12 protein-coding genes are annotated in these 15,776 nt (G+C 64.6%); all 12 read left to right on the forward strand.

Annotated features, from left to right (window positions below; all coding sequences use genetic code 11):
• Nucleotides 1-4 precede the first annotated feature (4 nt).
• The 12 genes from murD (at nucleotide 5) to recN (ending at nucleotide 15,650) form a co-directional block, all read left to right on the forward strand.
• Nucleotides 5-1,405, forward strand: a complete 1,401-nt coding sequence (murD, locus tag CK228_RS10125; protein WP_095787742.1) for a UDP-N-acetylmuramoyl-L-alanine--D-glutamate ligase — start codon at nucleotides 5-7, stop codon at nucleotides 1,403-1,405.
• The gene (gene ftsW, locus CK228_RS10130) at nucleotides 1,405-2,556 is read left to right on the forward strand and encodes a putative lipid II flippase FtsW (RefSeq protein WP_095787743.1); all 1,152 of its coding nucleotides are present in this window, start codon (nucleotides 1,405-1,407) and stop codon (nucleotides 2,554-2,556) included. Before murD ends, ftsW begins: the two co-directional genes overlap by 1 nt.
• Before the next feature lies 1 nt (nucleotide 2,557).
• A complete protein-coding gene (gene murG, locus CK228_RS10135; protein WP_095773945.1) occupies nucleotides 2,558-3,685 on the forward strand; it encodes an undecaprenyldiphospho-muramoylpentapeptide beta-N-acetylglucosaminyltransferase in 1,128 nt (375 codons plus the stop codon).
• The gene (murC, locus tag CK228_RS10140) at nucleotides 3,682-5,082 is read left to right on the forward strand and encodes a UDP-N-acetylmuramate--L-alanine ligase (protein WP_095787744.1); all 1,401 of its coding nucleotides are present in this window, start codon (nucleotides 3,682-3,684) and stop codon (nucleotides 5,080-5,082) included. The genes murG and murC overlap by 4 nt, the downstream gene beginning before the upstream one ends.
• Nucleotides 5,079-6,044, forward strand: a complete 966-nt coding sequence (gene murB / locus CK228_RS10145; RefSeq protein ID WP_095787745.1) for a UDP-N-acetylmuramate dehydrogenase — start codon at nucleotides 5,079-5,081, stop codon at nucleotides 6,042-6,044. The genes murC and murB overlap by 4 nt, the downstream gene beginning before the upstream one ends.
• 445 nt (nucleotides 6,045-6,489) lie before the next feature.
• Complete coding sequence (locus tag CK228_RS10150) at nucleotides 6,490-7,416, forward strand: D-alanine--D-alanine ligase (protein ID WP_095787746.1); 927 nt, start codon at nucleotides 6,490-6,492, stop codon at nucleotides 7,414-7,416.
• A complete protein-coding gene (locus tag CK228_RS10155; protein WP_095787747.1) occupies nucleotides 7,404-8,345 on the forward strand; it encodes a cell division protein FtsQ/DivIB in 942 nt (313 codons plus the stop codon). The genes CK228_RS10150 and CK228_RS10155 overlap by 13 nt, the downstream gene beginning before the upstream one ends.
• Complete coding sequence (gene ftsA, locus CK228_RS10160) at nucleotides 8,342-9,649, forward strand: cell division protein FtsA (RefSeq protein WP_095787748.1); 1,308 nt, start codon at nucleotides 8,342-8,344, stop codon at nucleotides 9,647-9,649. Before CK228_RS10155 ends, ftsA begins: the two co-directional genes overlap by 4 nt.
• A gap of 66 nt (nucleotides 9,650-9,715) precedes the next feature.
• Nucleotides 9,716-11,395: a cell division protein FtsZ gene (gene ftsZ, locus CK228_RS10165; protein WP_095787749.1), complete on the forward strand. Its 1,680-nt coding sequence runs from the start codon at nucleotides 9,716-9,718 to the stop codon at nucleotides 11,393-11,395.
• A 279-nt stretch (nucleotides 11,396-11,674) separates the two neighbouring features.
• Nucleotides 11,675-12,625, forward strand: a complete 951-nt coding sequence (gene lpxC, locus CK228_RS10170; protein ID WP_095773952.1) for a UDP-3-O-acyl-N-acetylglucosamine deacetylase — start codon at nucleotides 11,675-11,677, stop codon at nucleotides 12,623-12,625.
• Nucleotides 12,626-12,889: 264 nt separating this feature from the next.
• A complete protein-coding gene (locus CK228_RS10175) occupies nucleotides 12,890-13,759 on the forward strand; it encodes an outer membrane protein assembly factor BamD (protein WP_095787750.1) in 870 nt (289 codons plus the stop codon).
• Nucleotides 13,760-13,976: 217 nt separating this feature from the next.
• A complete protein-coding gene (recN, locus tag CK228_RS10180) occupies nucleotides 13,977-15,650 on the forward strand; it encodes a DNA repair protein RecN (protein WP_095787751.1) in 1,674 nt (557 codons plus the stop codon).
• The last annotated feature ends 126 nt before the right edge of the window (nucleotides 15,651-15,776 follow it).

The following is a 15,776-nucleotide window of genomic DNA, read 5'->3' on the forward strand; positions in this document are numbered from 1 at the left end:
TCCCTTGATCCCCGCCGCATCCTTCGCAGGCAAGCACGTTGCGCTCTTCGGGCTCGGTGGCTCGGGGATCGCGACCGCACGCGCATTGATCGAGGGTGGGGCGCAGGTGCTGGCCTGGGACGACAATCCCGACAGTGTCGCCAAGGCGGCCACCACCGGTATCGCAACCGCCGATTTGCGCGGCGCCGACTGGGCGAAATTCTCGGCCTTCGTGCTGTCGCCGGGCGTGCCGCTGACGCATCCCAAGCCGCATTGGACGGTGGAACTGGCGAGGGGCGCCGGCGTCGAGATCATCGGCGACATCGAGCTTTTCTGCCGCGAGCGGACGCTCGGCGCGCCAACGGCGCCTTTCATCGCCATCACCGGCACCAACGGCAAGTCGACGACGACCGCGCTGACGGCGCATATCCTCAAATCGGCCGGCCGCGACACCCAGATGGGCGGCAATATCGGCCGCGCGGTGATGACGCTCGATCCGCCGAAGACCAATCGACACTATGTCGTCGAGTGTTCGTCCTATCAGATCGACCTCGCGCCCTCGATCAACCCGACCGCCGGCATCCTGCTCAACCTGACGCCCGACCATCTCGATCGCCATGGCACCATGCAGCACTACGCCTCGATCAAGGAGCGGCTCGTGGCGGGCAGCGAGACGGCGATCATCGGCATCGACGATTCCTGGTGCGCGCAGATCGCTGAGCGGCTGGAGCGGGCAGGGCGGCAGGTCATCCGCATTTCCAAGCGGCTGCCGCTGACCGACGGCTATTTCGCCGACGGCACCAATCTGATGGAGGCCGTGCACGGCCGCTACAGCAAGGTCGCCTTCCTCGAAGGCATCGGTTCGCTGCGTGGCCAGCACAATGCGCAGAACGCGCTTGCCGCGGTCGCCGCTTGCCTGAAGGTCGGGCTCGACCTCGGCGAAATCCAGTCGGGGCTCGAGAGCTTCCCCGGCCTCGCGCACCGCATGGAGCAGGTCGGCCGCAAGGGCCATGTGCTGTTCGTCAACGATTCCAAGGCGACCAATGCCGACGCGGCGGCGCCGGCGCTGTCGAGCTTTCCGCGCATCTACTGGATCGCCGGCGGCCTGCCCAAGGAGGGCGGCATCGAGCCGCTGCGCGGTTTCTTCGCGCGCATCGCCAAGGCCTATCTGATCGGCGAGGCCGCACCGGCCTTTTCGGCGACGCTGGGCGAGGCGGTGCCTTACGAGATATCTGGCACGCTGGCCGCCGCGGTCGCGCACGCCGCCCATGATGCGGCCAAGGACGGCAGTGGCGAGGTGGTGGTGCTGTTGTCGCCGGCCTGCGCCAGTTTCGACCAGTTCAAGAATTTCGAAGTTCGCGGCGAAGCCTTCAGGCAAGCTGCGAGCGCTATAGATGGCGTCAAACCCATCGGAGGGGCACGATAATGCAGAGCCGTCTCGATAAAAGTCCTGTCGCAACCTGGTGGTGGACGATCGATCGCTGGTTCCTCGCGGCGTTCCTGTCGCTGATGGGGCTGGGCATCGTCTTGTCCTTCGCCGCCAGCCCCGCGGTCGCCGAGCGCATCGGCCTCGACAGTTTCCACTTCGCCACCAGGCAGATCATCTTCACCGTGCCGGCGCTCGGCGTGATGCTGGCCGTCTCCTTCCTCGATTCCAGGCAGATCCGGCGCATGTCGCTGATCATGCTGTGCCTGATGCTGGTGCTGATGGTGGCGGTGCTCTATATCGGCGTCGAGGTGAAGGGCGCGCGGCGCTGGGTCTCGCTCGCCGGCCTGTCGATCCAGCCCTCGGAATTCCTGAAGCCGGCCTTCGTCATCATGTGCGCCTGGCTGTTCGCCGAACATAAGCGCCAGCCCGACATTCCCGGCAATTTGTTCGCCATGCTGCTGCTGGTGCTGGTCGTGTCGCTGCTGGTGGCGCAGCCGGACCTCGGCCAGACCATGCTGACGACCGGCACCTGGGGCATCATGTTCTTCATGGCCGGGCTGCCCTGGCTGTGGATCATCGTGCTGGGTGCTGCCGGCGTCGGCGGCGTCTTTGCCGCCTATACGGTGTTTCCGCACGTTGCCTTGCGCATCGACAAGTTCCTCACCGGCGAAGGCGACACGTTCCAGGTCGACATGGGACGCGACGCGCTGATCAATGGCGGCTGGTTCGGCGTCGGCCCGGGCGAGGGCACGGTCAAGCGGGTCATCCCCGACAGCCACGCCGACTTCGTCTTCTCGGTCGCGGGCGAGGAATTCGGGCTGATCATGTGCTTCTTCATCATGTCGATCTTCGCCTTCATCGTGCTGCGGGGCCTCAACACGGCGCTCAAGGAACATGACGATTTCACCCGCTATGCGGTCGGCGGCCTCGTCACCGTGTTCGGCCTGCAGGCCGTAATCAACATGTGCGTCAACCTGCAACTGGTGCCCGCCAAGGGCATGACGCTGCCCTTCATCTCCTATGGCGGCTCCTCGCAGATCGCCATCGCCATTTCGATGGGCATGGTGCTGGCGCTGACGCGCAAGCGGCCGGAGAAGCGCAAGCAGATGGGTTTTGCGCTGCCGCGGCGCGCTTTGCCGGCGGAGTGACATGGCGAGGGGTGTCATCCTACTCGCGGCGGGCGGAACCGGCGGACATCTGTTTCCGGCCGAGGCGCTGGCGCATGAGCTGAACGAGCGCGGCTGGACGGTGCATCTGGCGACCGACGATCGCGCCGAGCGGTTTGCCGGCCACTTCCCGGCTGCAGCCGTCCATCCGATCCAGTCGGCGACGATGGGCTCGAAAAATCCGATTGCCGTGCTTGGCGCATTCTGGAAAATCTGGCGCGGCGTGCGCCAGGCCTCCGCCATTATCGGCAGGATCAAGCCGGACGCGGTGGTCGGTTTTGGCGGCTATCCGACCCTGCCGCCGCTCTACGCGGCGACGCGGCGCAAGGTGCCGACGCTGATCCATGAGCAGAACGCGGTGATGGGGCGCGCCAACAGGGCGCTGGCCGGCCGTGTCGATGCCATAGCCGGCGGCTTCCTGCCGCAGGATACGAGCGCCACCGGCGAAAAGACGGTAACGACAGGCAATCCGGTTCGGCCGGCGGTGCTGGAAGCGGCCAAGACGGCTTATGCGGCATCGACAGGGGAGGAGCCTTTCCGCCTGCTGGTGTTCGGCGGCAGCCAGGGTGCGCAGTTCTTTTCCGATGCCATGCCGGGTGCCATCGCGTTGCTTTCGGACGCACAGCGCAAGCGTCTCGTGATCACGCAGCAGGCGCGCGCGGATGACGTGGCGCGGGTGAAGACGGCCTATGCCGCGCTTGGCGTCGCCGTCGAGGTCTCGCCCTTCTTCACCGACATGGCGGCGCGCATGGCGGCGGCGCATCTGGTGATCTCGCGCTCCGGCGCCTCGACCGTCTCGGAGATCGCCGTCATCGGCCGGCCCGCGCTGCTGGTGCCCTATCCCTATGCGCTCGACCACGACCAGGCGGCGAACGCGGCGGCCCTTGCCGCTGCCGGCGGCGGCGAGGTGCACCCGCAATCGACGCTGTCGCCCGAGCGCATCGCGGCCCTCATTGGCGGGCTGATGGACAATCCCGAGCAACTGGCGGCGATGGCCGCGGGCGCGAAATCGGCCGGCAGGCCGGACGCGGCACGGTTGCTCGCCGATCTCACAGAGGCTATTGCGTCCCAAAAAACCGTTTCGGATTTCAAGAAAGGGACGCAAGCATGAAGATGCCGCAGACCATCGGCCTTGTGCATTTCATCGGCATTGGCGGCATCGGCATGAGCGGCATCGCCGAGGTGCTGCACAATCTCGGCTACAAGGTGCAGGGGTCCGACCAGGCCGACAGCGCCAATGTGCAGCGGCTGCGCGACAAGGGCATCGAATGCTTCGTCGGCCACAAGGCCGAGAATCTCGGCGATGCCGAGGTGGTGGTCGTCTCGACGGCGATCAAGAAGACCAATCCGGAACTGAAAGCCGCGCGCGAAAAGCTGCTGCCGATCGTGCGCCGCGCCGAGATGCTGGCCGAGTTGATGCGCTTCCGCCAGGCTGTCGCCATCGGCGGCACGCATGGCAAGACGACGACGACCTCGATGGTGGCGACCTTGCTGGAAGCCGGCGGGCTCGATCCGACCGTCATCAATGGCGGCATCATCAACGCCTATGGCACCAATGCCCGCATGGGCGACGGCGAGTGGATGGTGGTCGAGGCCGACGAGAGCGACGGCACCTTCCTCAAATTGCCGGCCGACATCGCCGTCGTCACCAACATCGATCCCGAACATCTCGACCATTACGGCAGCTTCGACAAGGTGCGCGAGGCGTTCCGCCAGTTCGTCGAGAACGTGCCGTTCTACGGCTTCGGCGTGATGTGCACCGACCATCCTGAAGTGCAGGCGCTGGTCGGCCGCATCGAGGATCGCCGGGTCATCACCTATGGCGAGAACGCACAGGCCGATGTGCGCTTTACCAACCACCGCATGGCCGGGGCCACCTCCGAGTTCGACGTGGTGATCCGCGACCGCAAGACCGGCAGCCAGAGCACGATTTCAGGTCTGCGCCTGCCGATGCCCGGCCGCCACAATGTCTCCAACGCCACCGCCGCCATCGCCGTCGCGCATGAGCTCGGCCTGTCCGGCGAGGCGATCAAGAAGGGCCTGTCGTCCTTCGCCGGCGTCAAGCGCCGCTTCACCCATACCGGATCCTGGAACGGCGTCGATGTGTTCGACGATTACGGTCACCATCCGGTCGAGATCTCGGCGGTGCTGAAGGCGGCGCGCAGCGCCACCAAGGGGCGCGTGATCGCCATTGCCCAGCCGCACCGCTTCACCCGGCTGCATGATCTGTTCAACGAGTTTTCAACCTGCTTCAACGATGCCGACACGGTGATTGTGGCGCCGGTCTACGCGGCCGGCGAAGAGCCTATCGAAGGCGTGACTTCCGAAGCGCTGGTGTCGCGCATCCGCGCCGGCGGCCATCGCGACGCGCGATACATAGAGGGTCCGGCAGCGATCGCGCCGATCATTCGCGACCTGGCCAAGCCCGGCGACTTCGTCGTCTTCCTCGGCGCCGGCAACATCACCCAATGGGCCTATGCTCTGCCAAAGGAGCTTGCCGCCTCATGATGCACGGCCAGGCCCTGATCGACAGACTCGGCGACCGGCTTGCCGGCCTGCGCGGCCGGCTCACGCCGAATGCCGAGATGGACAAGATCACCTGGTTCCGCGCCGGCGGCCTGGCGGAGGTGCTGTTCCAGCCGGCCGACGAAGAAGACCTTGCCGCGTTCCTGCGCGCGGTTCCCGAAGAGATACCTCTTACCGTCGTTGGTGTCGGCTCGAACCTGCTGGTCAGGGACGGCGGCATTCCAGGCTTCGTCATCCGGCTCTCGGCCAAGGGCTTTGGCGAGGCCGAGATCGTTTCGCCGATCAGGATCAAGGCGGGTGCCGCCACGCCCGACAAGCGTGTCGCGGCCCTGGCGCTGGAAGCCGGCATTGGCGGCTTCCATTTCTATCACGGCATTCCGGGCGCCGTCGGCGGGGCGCTGAGGATGAATGCCGGCGCCAATGGCGTCGAGACGCGCGAGCGCGTCGTCGAGGTGCGCGCTCTCGACCGCAAGGGCAATGTCCAGACGCTGAGCAATGCCGAGATGGGCTATGCCTATCGCCATTCGTCCGCCCCTGCCGGACTGATCTTCACCTCGGCCGTGTTCGAAGGCTTTGCCGAGGACAAGGCCATTATCAAGGCGGCGATGGACGCGGTGCAGAACCACCGCGAGACCGTGCAGCCGATCCGCGAGAAGACCGGCGGCTCGACCTTCAAGAATCCGGAAGGCACGTCGGCCTGGAAGGAGATCGACAAGGCGGGCTGCCGTGGCCTGATGATCGGTGGCGCGCAGATGTCGCCCATGCACTGCAATTTCATGATCAACACCGGCACCGCGACCGGCTACGACCTCGAATATCTCGGTGAGACGGTGCGCGCCCGCGTGCTCGAACACTCAGGCATCCGGCTGCAGTGGGAGATCAAGCGCATCGGCGATTTCCGGCCCGGGCATGCCGTCCAGGAGTTTCTGGGTCAGCTTCTCTAGGTACGCTGATATTCAGGTGATGCCGGCCTGCAAACGACGGCATTCTCCGCTTCCGGTGCTCACGGACCCGAATGTCCGCTCCGCTCCGGTTCTCGAAGGCCATCGTTTTCGACTCGGCCTGACCTGAACCTCAACGTACCTTCGCTGTCTATGAAGTTCATGTGATGCATGAACTTCAATGCGCTCGCAGAACGCGCAAAACCGTTGCTCCGGGGACTCAGCGACACGGTTTTCGCAGCCATTTTCTCAGAAAGTGAATCTCTCGGAATCATAAGCACTTGCCAGTGAATCAACTCTCTGATTCTCTGCTGGAAAGCGTTTCCTGATTTGAGTCGTTCGACGCGTTACCCGCGTTTTCCGTCTGGGGGGCAACCTGCCGGGAGACTCGGACTCAATGTTGCGGAAATCTTGGTTTTTGGTCCGCCGTGAGAGGGGATGACGGGGAATGAAAAGCAAGCATGTGGCCGTCCTGCTGGGAGGTTTTTCGTCCGAGCGGCCCGTGTCCCTGTCCTCCGGAAAGGCCTGTGCCGATGCGCTGGAGAGTGAGGGCTATCAGGTCACCCGCGTCGATGTCGGGCGCGATGTCGGCTCGGTGCTCGCCGAGCTCAAGCCTGACGTCGCCTTCAATGCGCTGCACGGCCCGTTCGGCGAGGACGGCACCATTCAAGGCATCCTTGAATATCTCGCCATTCCCTACACCCATTCCGGCGTGCTCGCCTCGGCGCTCGCCATGAACAAGGAGCAGGCGAAGAAGATCGTCAAATCGGTCGGCGTTCCCGTCGCCGAATCGAAGGTCGCCAATCGCTTTGCCATCCAGAACAAGCATCCGATGAAGCCGCCCTATGTGATCAAGCCGGTCAATGAAGGATCGAGCTTTGGCGTCGTCATCGTGTCGGAGGGGCAGTCGCATCCGCCGCAGGTCGTCGGCTCGTCCGAGTGGAAATATGGCGATATCGTCATGGTCGAGCGCTACATCCACGGGCGCGAGCTGACCTGCGCCGTCATGGGCGATGTGGCGCTCGGCGTCTGCGAGATCATTCCGACCGGCCATTCCTTCTACGATTACGATTCAAAATATGTCGCGGGCGGATCAAAACACGAATGCCCCGCAAAAGTTTCACCGAATATTTACCAAAAAATACAGACACTGGCGCTCAAGGCTCACCAAGCTGTCGGCTGTCGGGGCGTTTCCCGGTCGGACTTCCGTTATGACGATCGTCACTCCGAAAATGGCGAAGTTGTATGGCTCGAGGTCAACACTCAGCCGGGCATGACGCCGACGTCTCTGGTGCCTGAAATCGCGGCCCATGCCGGGCATTCGTTTGGTGAGTTGTTGAGTTGGATGGTGGAGGACGCTTCGTGTCTGCGTTGAAATGGGGGCAAGGCAAGGGGAAGGGCGCGGCCGGGCCGTCGCTGTTCGGCTTGTCGTTGTCATCAGGCCATTTCGTGCTGCCGCGCGTGCTTCGCCGCCCGGTGCGCATCCTGGCGCGCCTGGGCGATGGTGAATTCGAGGCGCCGCGCTTCTCCGCCGCGATGATGTCGGCGGTGCTGCTCGCTTCGAGCGGCGCCTATGGCGCCTATCTCGGCGGCCATGCCGACGGCATCATCCAGAGCATCACCGCCCGTACCGGCTTTGCCGTCGATCAGGTCAAGGTGGTCGGCAATCGCCAGACCTCGGAGATCGACATTCTCGACAGGCTGGAGCTCGACGGCTGGACCTCGCTGATCGGCTTCGACGCCGAGGCTGCGCGCGAGCGCATCTCCGGCCTGCCGTGGATCGAAATGGCGGCGGTGCGCAAGGTCTATCCGCACACGCTGGAAGTGCGCGTCGAGGAGCGCGAAGCCTTCGCGCTCTGGCAGCAGGGCAATGATCTCTCGGTCATCGAGAAGGATGGCGCGGTCATCGCTCCGTTCTCCGGCGGCAAGCAGGTGCTGCTGCCGCTGCTGATCGGCGAGGGCGCGCCGGCCAAGGCGCCTGACTTCCTGGCCAAGGTCGAAAAATATCCGGACCTCGCAAGCCGGGTCAAAGGCTATGTCCGCGTTGGCGATCGCCGCTGGGACCTGAAGCTCGACAACGGCATCACCGTCAAGCTGCCCGAGGACGAGGAAGACCAGGCGCTCGCCGAGCTGGTCAAGATGGATAAGGACAAGGGGCTTTTGTCGCGCGACATCGCTGCCGTCGACATGCGCCTGACAGACCGGCTGGTCGTGGAGCTGACGCCCGAAGCGGCGACGCAGCGCGAGGCCGCGCTCAACGAGAAGCCGAAGACCCTCAAGCGCAAGTCGGAGACGAAGATATGAGCTGGCTTGGCGGTTCAGGCGATGCCTCGTCGCGCCGGTCCGGCACTCTGACGGTGCTGGATGTCGGCTCGAACAAGGTCTGCTGCATGGTGGCCAAGCTCAAGCCGAACGATGACGGCAAGCTCTTGCGAGGCCGCTCGCACCGGATCCAGGTGATCGGCATCGGTCATCAGAAGTCGCAAGGCGTGAAATCGGGCGTGGTCGTCGATCTCGACCGCGCCGAGCATGCGATCCGCCTGTCCGTCGACGCCGCCGAGCGCATGGCGGGGCTGACGGTCGATTCACTCATCGTCAACATGACCGCCGGCCGGCTGAAGAGCGAAAGCTTCTCGGCGACCATCAATCTTGGCGGCCACGAGGCCGACGAAGCCGACATCAAGCGCGTGCTCGGCGCCGGCGCCAAGCAGGCACTCAAGGCCGAGCGTGAGGTGATCCATTCGCTGCCCGTCGGCTTCTCGCTCGATGCCGAGCGCGGCGTGCGCGATCCGCGCGGCATGGTCGGCGACGCGCTTGGCGTCGACATGCATGTGCTGACGGGTGATGCGGCACCGATGCGCAATCTGGAGCTTTCCATCAACCGCTCGCATCTGTCGGTCGAGCGCATGGTGGCGACGCCCTATGCCAGCGGGCTCGCCGCGCTTGTCGATGACGAGCTGGAGCTGGGTGCCGCCTGCATCGACATGGGCGGCGGCACGACGACCATATCGGTGTTTTCGGAAGGCAAGTTCGTCCATGGCGACGCGATCGCCATTGGCGGCAACCATGTCACGCTCGACATGGCCAAGGGGCTTTCGACCTCGCTCGATGCCGCCGAACGGCTGAAGGTCATGCATGGCTCGGCGCTGCCGGGCAGTGCCGACGACCGCGACCTGGTGTCGATCCAGCCGATCGGCGACGACGGCGACGTGCCGCTGCAGATCCCGCGTTCGGTGATGACGCGCATCGTGCGCGCCCGCATCGACGAGACGCTCGAATTGCTGCGCGACCGGCTGAATAAGTCCGGCTACGGCAATGCGGTCGGCAAGCGCGTCGTGCTGACCGGCGGCGCCAGCCAGCTGGCCGGCCTGCCGGAAGCGGCGCGCCGCATCCTGGGGCGCAATGTGCGCATCGGTCGCCCGCTCGGCGTGGCGGGCCTGCCCGAAGCGGCGAAGGGGCCGGCTTTCTCGGCCGCCGTCGGGCTTCTGATCTATCCGCAGATGGCGAATTTCGAGAGCCATCCTGCAAAAGGCATTTCCGGTCTCAGGATGACCGGAACGGGTGGAAAACTGCATCGCATGAGTCAGTGGTTGAGAGACAGTTTCTAATTGACGGGGACAGCCCCATAGGCGGCCGCGGCGGCGAAGCGGCGTGAAAGGCAAAGGACGGAGACAATGACCATCAATCTGCAGAAGCCGGACATCACCGAGCTTAAGCCGCGCATCACCGTGTTCGGTGTCGGCGGCGGCGGCGGCAATGCCGTGAACAACATGATCACCGCGGGCTTGCGCGGTGTCGAGTTCGTCGTGGCCAACACCGACGCGCAGGCGCTGACCATGTCGAAGGCCGACCGGCTGATCCAGCTCGGCGCGCATGTCACCGAAGGCCTCGGCGCCGGCTCGCAGCCGGAAGTCGGCCGCGCGGCGGCTGAAGAGTGCATCGACGAGATCATCGATCACCTGTCCAACACCCATATGTGCTTCGTCACCGCCGGCATGGGCGGCGGCACCGGCACCGGTGCTGCTCCGGTCGTTGCCCGCGCCGCGCGCGAAAAGGGCATCCTCACCGTCGGTGTCGTCACCAAACCGTTCCACTTCGAAGGCCAGCGCCGCATGAAGACGGCCGATTTGGGCATCGAGGAACTGCAGAAATGCGTCGACACCCTCATCGTCATCCCCAACCAGAACCTGTTCCGGCTGGCCAATGACAAGACCACCTTCGCCGACGCCTTTGCCATGGCCGACCAGGTGCTCTATTCCGGTGTCGCCTGCATCACCGACCTGATGGTCAAGGAAGGCCTGATCAACCTCGACTTCGCCGACGTGCGTTCGGTGATGCGCGAGATGGGCAAGGCGATGATGGGCACCGGCGAAGCTTCGGGCGAGGGCCGCGCGATGGCCGCCGCCGAGGCCGCGATCGCCAACCCGCTGCTCGACGAGACGTCGATGAAGGGCGCCAAGGGCCTGCTGATCTCGATCACCGGCGGCCGCGACCTGACCCTGTTCGAGGTCGACGAAGCAGCGACCCGTATCCGCGAGGAGGTCGACCAGGATGCCAACATCATCCTCGGCGCCACCTTCGACGAGGAACTCGAAGGCGTCATCCGTGTCTCGGTGGTCGCCACCGGCATCGACAAGTCGGCGGCTGAAATCGCCGCGGCGCCGATCTCGATCCGTACGGCACCGCCGAAGCCGGCCGCCCGTCCGGCCGTGGCCGCCGTGGAGAGCCGCCCGGCACCGGTCCAGCAGCCTGTCTATGAACCGCGCGCCGCGGACCCGGTCGCCGAGGCCATCCAGCTCGCCGAGTCGAACGCCGCCGCCATGGCGCAGGCCCGCCCGGCTCCTGTCGCCCATGCGGACGATTTCCGCCCGCAGAGCAAGATCTTCCAGGCGCCGCCGCAGCAGCCAATGCCGCAGCCGGTCGTCCAGCAGATGCAGCCGGCCCCGCAGCCGCGCGAAATGCTGCGTGAGGTCCAACAGCCGGTGGCGATGGCACCGCAGCGCATGCCGCGCGTCGAGGACTTTCCGCCGGTGGTGAAGGCCGAGGTCGACGCAAAGAGCCGTCCGGTGGACCACGAGAACAACAGCGGACCGATGGGCCTGTTGAAGCGCCTGACCAACGGCTTGACCCGCCGCGAGGAGGAACCTGCAAGGCTGCAGCCGGCGCAACCGCGCGAGCCGAAGCTGCGCCAGGCCGCCCCCGAAGTGCGCCGTCTCGCCAGCCAGGACGCCCAGCTCTATGCGCCGCGCCGTGGCCAGCTGGACGACCAGGGCCGCCTGACGCCGCAGACCAGGGCGACTCAGGACGACGATCAGCTGGAGATTCCGGCGTTCCTCCGCCGCCAGGCCAACTGAGCGGTTAACGGACCGTAACAATTGTTAACAGGCGAGCAAGGGATTGCTCGCCTGTTAACATTTTAAGTGCTGTAGAATCAAACAGTTACGATATGGGGCTTGCTCCGGCTCGCGGTTACAGAGGGTAAGAAACCGTGATTTGGAGTCTCCCTGGCGGGACATTATCTTCGCTGCCTACCATAGTCGGTCTGCCGGGATTTCGGGGAAGTGACCCTGCCTGCCGATTTAACAAGAGCCGCGCCCTTGGGCTGGAGAAGCGGACTTAGGCATATCGGGCTTATGGGGATTGTCTTGCACGACTACCAGACGACAGTGAAGACGCGCGCGTCGCTTACGGGCACCGGCGTCCACAGCGGCAAAGAAGTTTCCATCAGTTTCCTGCCGGCGGATGCCGACACCGGCATCGTGTTCCAGCTCATCAATGGCGAAGGGCAGGGCCGCGAGTTCCGTGCCCTGTTTTCCGAGATCGGCGCCACCGATCTGTGCACCATGCTTGGCGATCCCTCGGGCGAGCATATCGCCACCGTCGAGCACATCATGGCCGCGCTGTTCGGGCTCGGCATCGACAATGTTCTCATCGAGATCGACGGCCACGAGGTTCCCATCCTCGACGGCAGCGCCATGGCCTTCGTGGAAGCCATCGACCAGGCGGGCATCGAGACGCTGCCGGTCAAGCGGCGTTATATCAGGGTCGTCAAGCCGGTTCGCATCGAGAACGGTGCTTCCTGGGCGGAGTTCAGGCCCTATGACGGCACCCGCTTCGAGGTCGAGATCGATTTCGAAAGCCCGGCCATCGGCCGTCAGCTCTTTGCGTCGGACATCAATGCCGACATTTTTCGCCGCGATATAGCGCGCGCCCGCACCTTCGGTTTCATGAAGGATGTCGAGCGGCTGTGGGCGGCCGGCTACGCGCTTGGCTCCTCGCTCGAGAACTCGCTGGTGATCGGTGACGACAACCGCGTCATCAATATGGGCGGCCTGCGCTATCCCAACGAATTCGTGCGCCACAAGACGCTCGACGCCATGGGCGACCTGGCTCTGGCCGGAGCCCGCTTCATCGGCTGTTTCCGCTCCTATCGCGGCGGCCACAGGCTGAACGCCGCGGCGCTGCGGCGCCTGCTGTCGGACCGCACGGCCTTCGAGATCGTCGAGACGACACGCCGCGAGCGTGGCCGCGCGGCAGAGATGAGCGCCGTCAATGCGCCGCTCTACGCGCCTTGGATGATCTAGGTTTCGCACCGTTTTCACGCTTTGTGGCGGGATGCCGGGTGTTGCAGGAATGCATCATCGACCGGCGAAATCATAGGGATGCCCTAGCGCCGCCTTGCCGCCACAAAAATGCGCCATTGCCCGGAGATAGCGTTGCCGGGCAAGGCGGTTATGGTTTATGGCTGCTGCCGTCGATTAGTGCATGTCGCTCAAAAGTGGGGACCAGTTTTGGGACAACAGCATGCAAGAGGCATTAAAATAACGCCGAAAGGGCGCAATCCAATCATGTTCTTCAAGCGAGTCGGTCAATCGAAAGCGCCAAAGCGGTCTGTTCTCCTGGCGCTTTCGCTGGTTGTTCCATCGCTCTTTCTGTCGGCCTGCATGTCGTCGGAGAAAGACATCGATCTGTCGAAATACGTCGACCAGACCGAGCCGGCCGACGTTCTCTACAACCAGGGTCTCGCCAATTTGAATGCCGGCCGCCTCGACGAGGCGAGCAAGAAGTTCGACGCCGTCGACCGCCAGCACCCCTATTCGGAATGGGCTCGCAAATCGATGGTGATGGGCGCTTTCGCCGACTATCGAAAGGGCAGCTACGACGAGGCGATCGCGTCGGCCAAGCGCTATCTGGCGCTTTATCCGTCCACCGATGACGCGCCCTATGCACAGTACATCATCGGCCTGAGCTACTATCGCCAGATCAAGGACGTGACGCAGGATCAGAAGGAAGCGCGCCAGACGCTGCAGACGATGCAGGATCTGGTCACGCGCTGGCCGACGTCGGAATATGTCGACGACGCCAAGGAGAAGATCCGCTTCGCCAACGACCAGCTCGCCGGCAAGGAAATGCAGATCGGCCGCTATTATCTGGAGCGCCGCGAGTACATCGCCGCCGTCAAGCGCTTCCGCACCGTGGTGGAAAACTATTCCAACACGCGTCATGTCGAGGAAGCGTTGGCCCGCCTTACCGAAAGCTATTACGCGATGGGGCTGACCTCGGAGGCCCAGACGGCCGCCGCGGTGCTCGGCACCAACTATCCCGACAGCCCGTGGTACAAGGATTCCTACAAGCTCCTGCAGAGCAACGGGCTTTCGCCGCGCGAGAATGCCGGATCGTGGATTTCCAAGGCCGGGAAGCTGATCACCGGCGCCTGATCTGTCAGGCGCAAGCGTGCGAGCGCGCTTTTCGGATTGATCCGATGCTGAAACAAAAAGATAGTGCGGCGCTGCGACTCCAATCGGTCGCGCACCGCTCCACGGCGGTTCAGTGGTTTGATTGAAGCGCTGAGCCGTCCCAACTTTTTGTCCTACGCAATTCCGATGGGAAAAACGCTACGCACCTTTCCTGGAATTGCCTGAGGTTCGGGTTCTGATGCTTTCCAGACTGTCGATCCGCGATATCGTCCTGATCGAGAAGCTGGATATCGACTTCCAGCCGGGCCTTTCCGTGCTGACGGGTGAAACCGGCGCCGGCAAATCCATCCTGCTCGATGCCCTGTCACTGGCGCTCGGCGCGCGCGGCGACGCCTCCCTGGTGCGCCATGGGGCACCACAGGGCCAGGTCATTGCCGTGTTCGATGTGGCGCGCAACCATCCGGTACGCGCGCTGCTCGTCGAGAATGCCATCGAGGATGATGGCGACATCATCCTGCGCCGCGTGCAGACGGCGGACGGCCGCACCCGCGTCTTCGTCAACGACCAGCCGTCCAGCGTGACGCTGATGCGCGATGTCGGGCGCGCTTTGGTCGAGATCCACGGCCAGCACGACGAACGCGCCTTGGTCGATCCGGGCGCCCATCGCGACGTGCTCGACGCTTTCGGCGGCCATCTCGGCGCTGTCCGATCGACCGGCGAGGCCTGGCGCCACTGGCGCGCCTGCGAGCAGGAGCTCACGCGCCACCGCGCCAAGGTGGCGGCAGCGGCGCGCGAGGCCGATTACCTGCGTGCGGCGGTGGCGGAGCTGACCAAGCTCGATCCGCAGCCTGGCGAGGAAACGGAACTTGCCGAACTGCGCGCCCACATGATGCGCGCCGAAAAGATCGCTTCCGAAATCCATGACGCCCAGGATGTACTGTCCGGCCCGTCTTCGCCCTTGCCGCAACTCGCCAGTCTGCTGAGACGGCTGCAGCGCAAGGCGACGGAGGCGCCCGGCCTGCTCGAGGACGTGGTCAAGTCGCTGGACGAAGCCATGCTGTCGCTCGACGCCGCGCAATCCGGCGTCGAGGCGGCACTTCGCGCCACCGAGTATGACCCGCAGCGGCTGGAGAAGGCGGAAGAGCGGCTGTTTTCGCTGCGCGCGGCCTCACGCAAGCATAGTGTCGCCGTCGACGATCTGGCGCAACTGCGCGACACGATGGTTGCGGATCTGGCTGATCTCGATGCCGGCGAGGAACGCCTGCATGGGTTGGAAAAGCAGGCCGCGGCGGCACGCGAGGCCTATGACATCGCCGCGGCGCAGCTTTCTTCGCTTCGCCACGCGGCAGCCGCCGGCCTGACCAAGGCTGTGATGGCCGAATTGCCGGCGCTGAAGCTCGAACGCGCCGCCTTCATCGTCGAGATGAAGAGCGAGGCCGAGATCCGCATGGAAGAGGGCATCGACCAGATCGAGTTCTGGGTGCGCACCAATCCCGGCACGCGGCCCGGGCCGATGATGAAGGTGGCGTCCGGCGGCGAGTTGTCGCGCTTCCTTTTGGCGCTGAAAGTGGCGCTGGCCGACCGTGGCTCGGCGCCGACGCTGGTTTTCGACGAAATCGACACCGGCGTCGGTGGCGCCGTGGCGGATGCCATCGGCCAAAGGCTGGCGCGGCTGTCGAAGCGCGTGCAGGTGCTGTCGGTCACGCATGCGCCGCAAGTGGCGGCGCGCGCGGCGACGCATTTCCTGATCTCAAAATCGGGCAGCACGGACCGTGTGGCGACCGGCATTGCCGAGATGGACAGGCCGGCGCGGCAGGAAGAGATCGCCCGCATGCTGGCCGGCGCCACGATCACCGACGAGGCACGCGCCGCCGCCGAAAGGCTGCTGCGCGAGAACACAAACGCGGCGTAAGGCCATCCGGCGTCATTGACGGGGCAGGATATGGCAGCGAGTCAGGATATGGCTCCATCCTGCTGTTCAGGAATGATCTTTTCCGAAAACCGGTTCCCACTTTTCGGGATCATGCTCTATTGTGGC

It is taken from the genome of Mesorhizobium sp. WSM4312, from assembly GCF_002294875.1.
GTDB lineage: Bacteria > Pseudomonadota > Alphaproteobacteria > Rhizobiales > Rhizobiaceae > Mesorhizobium.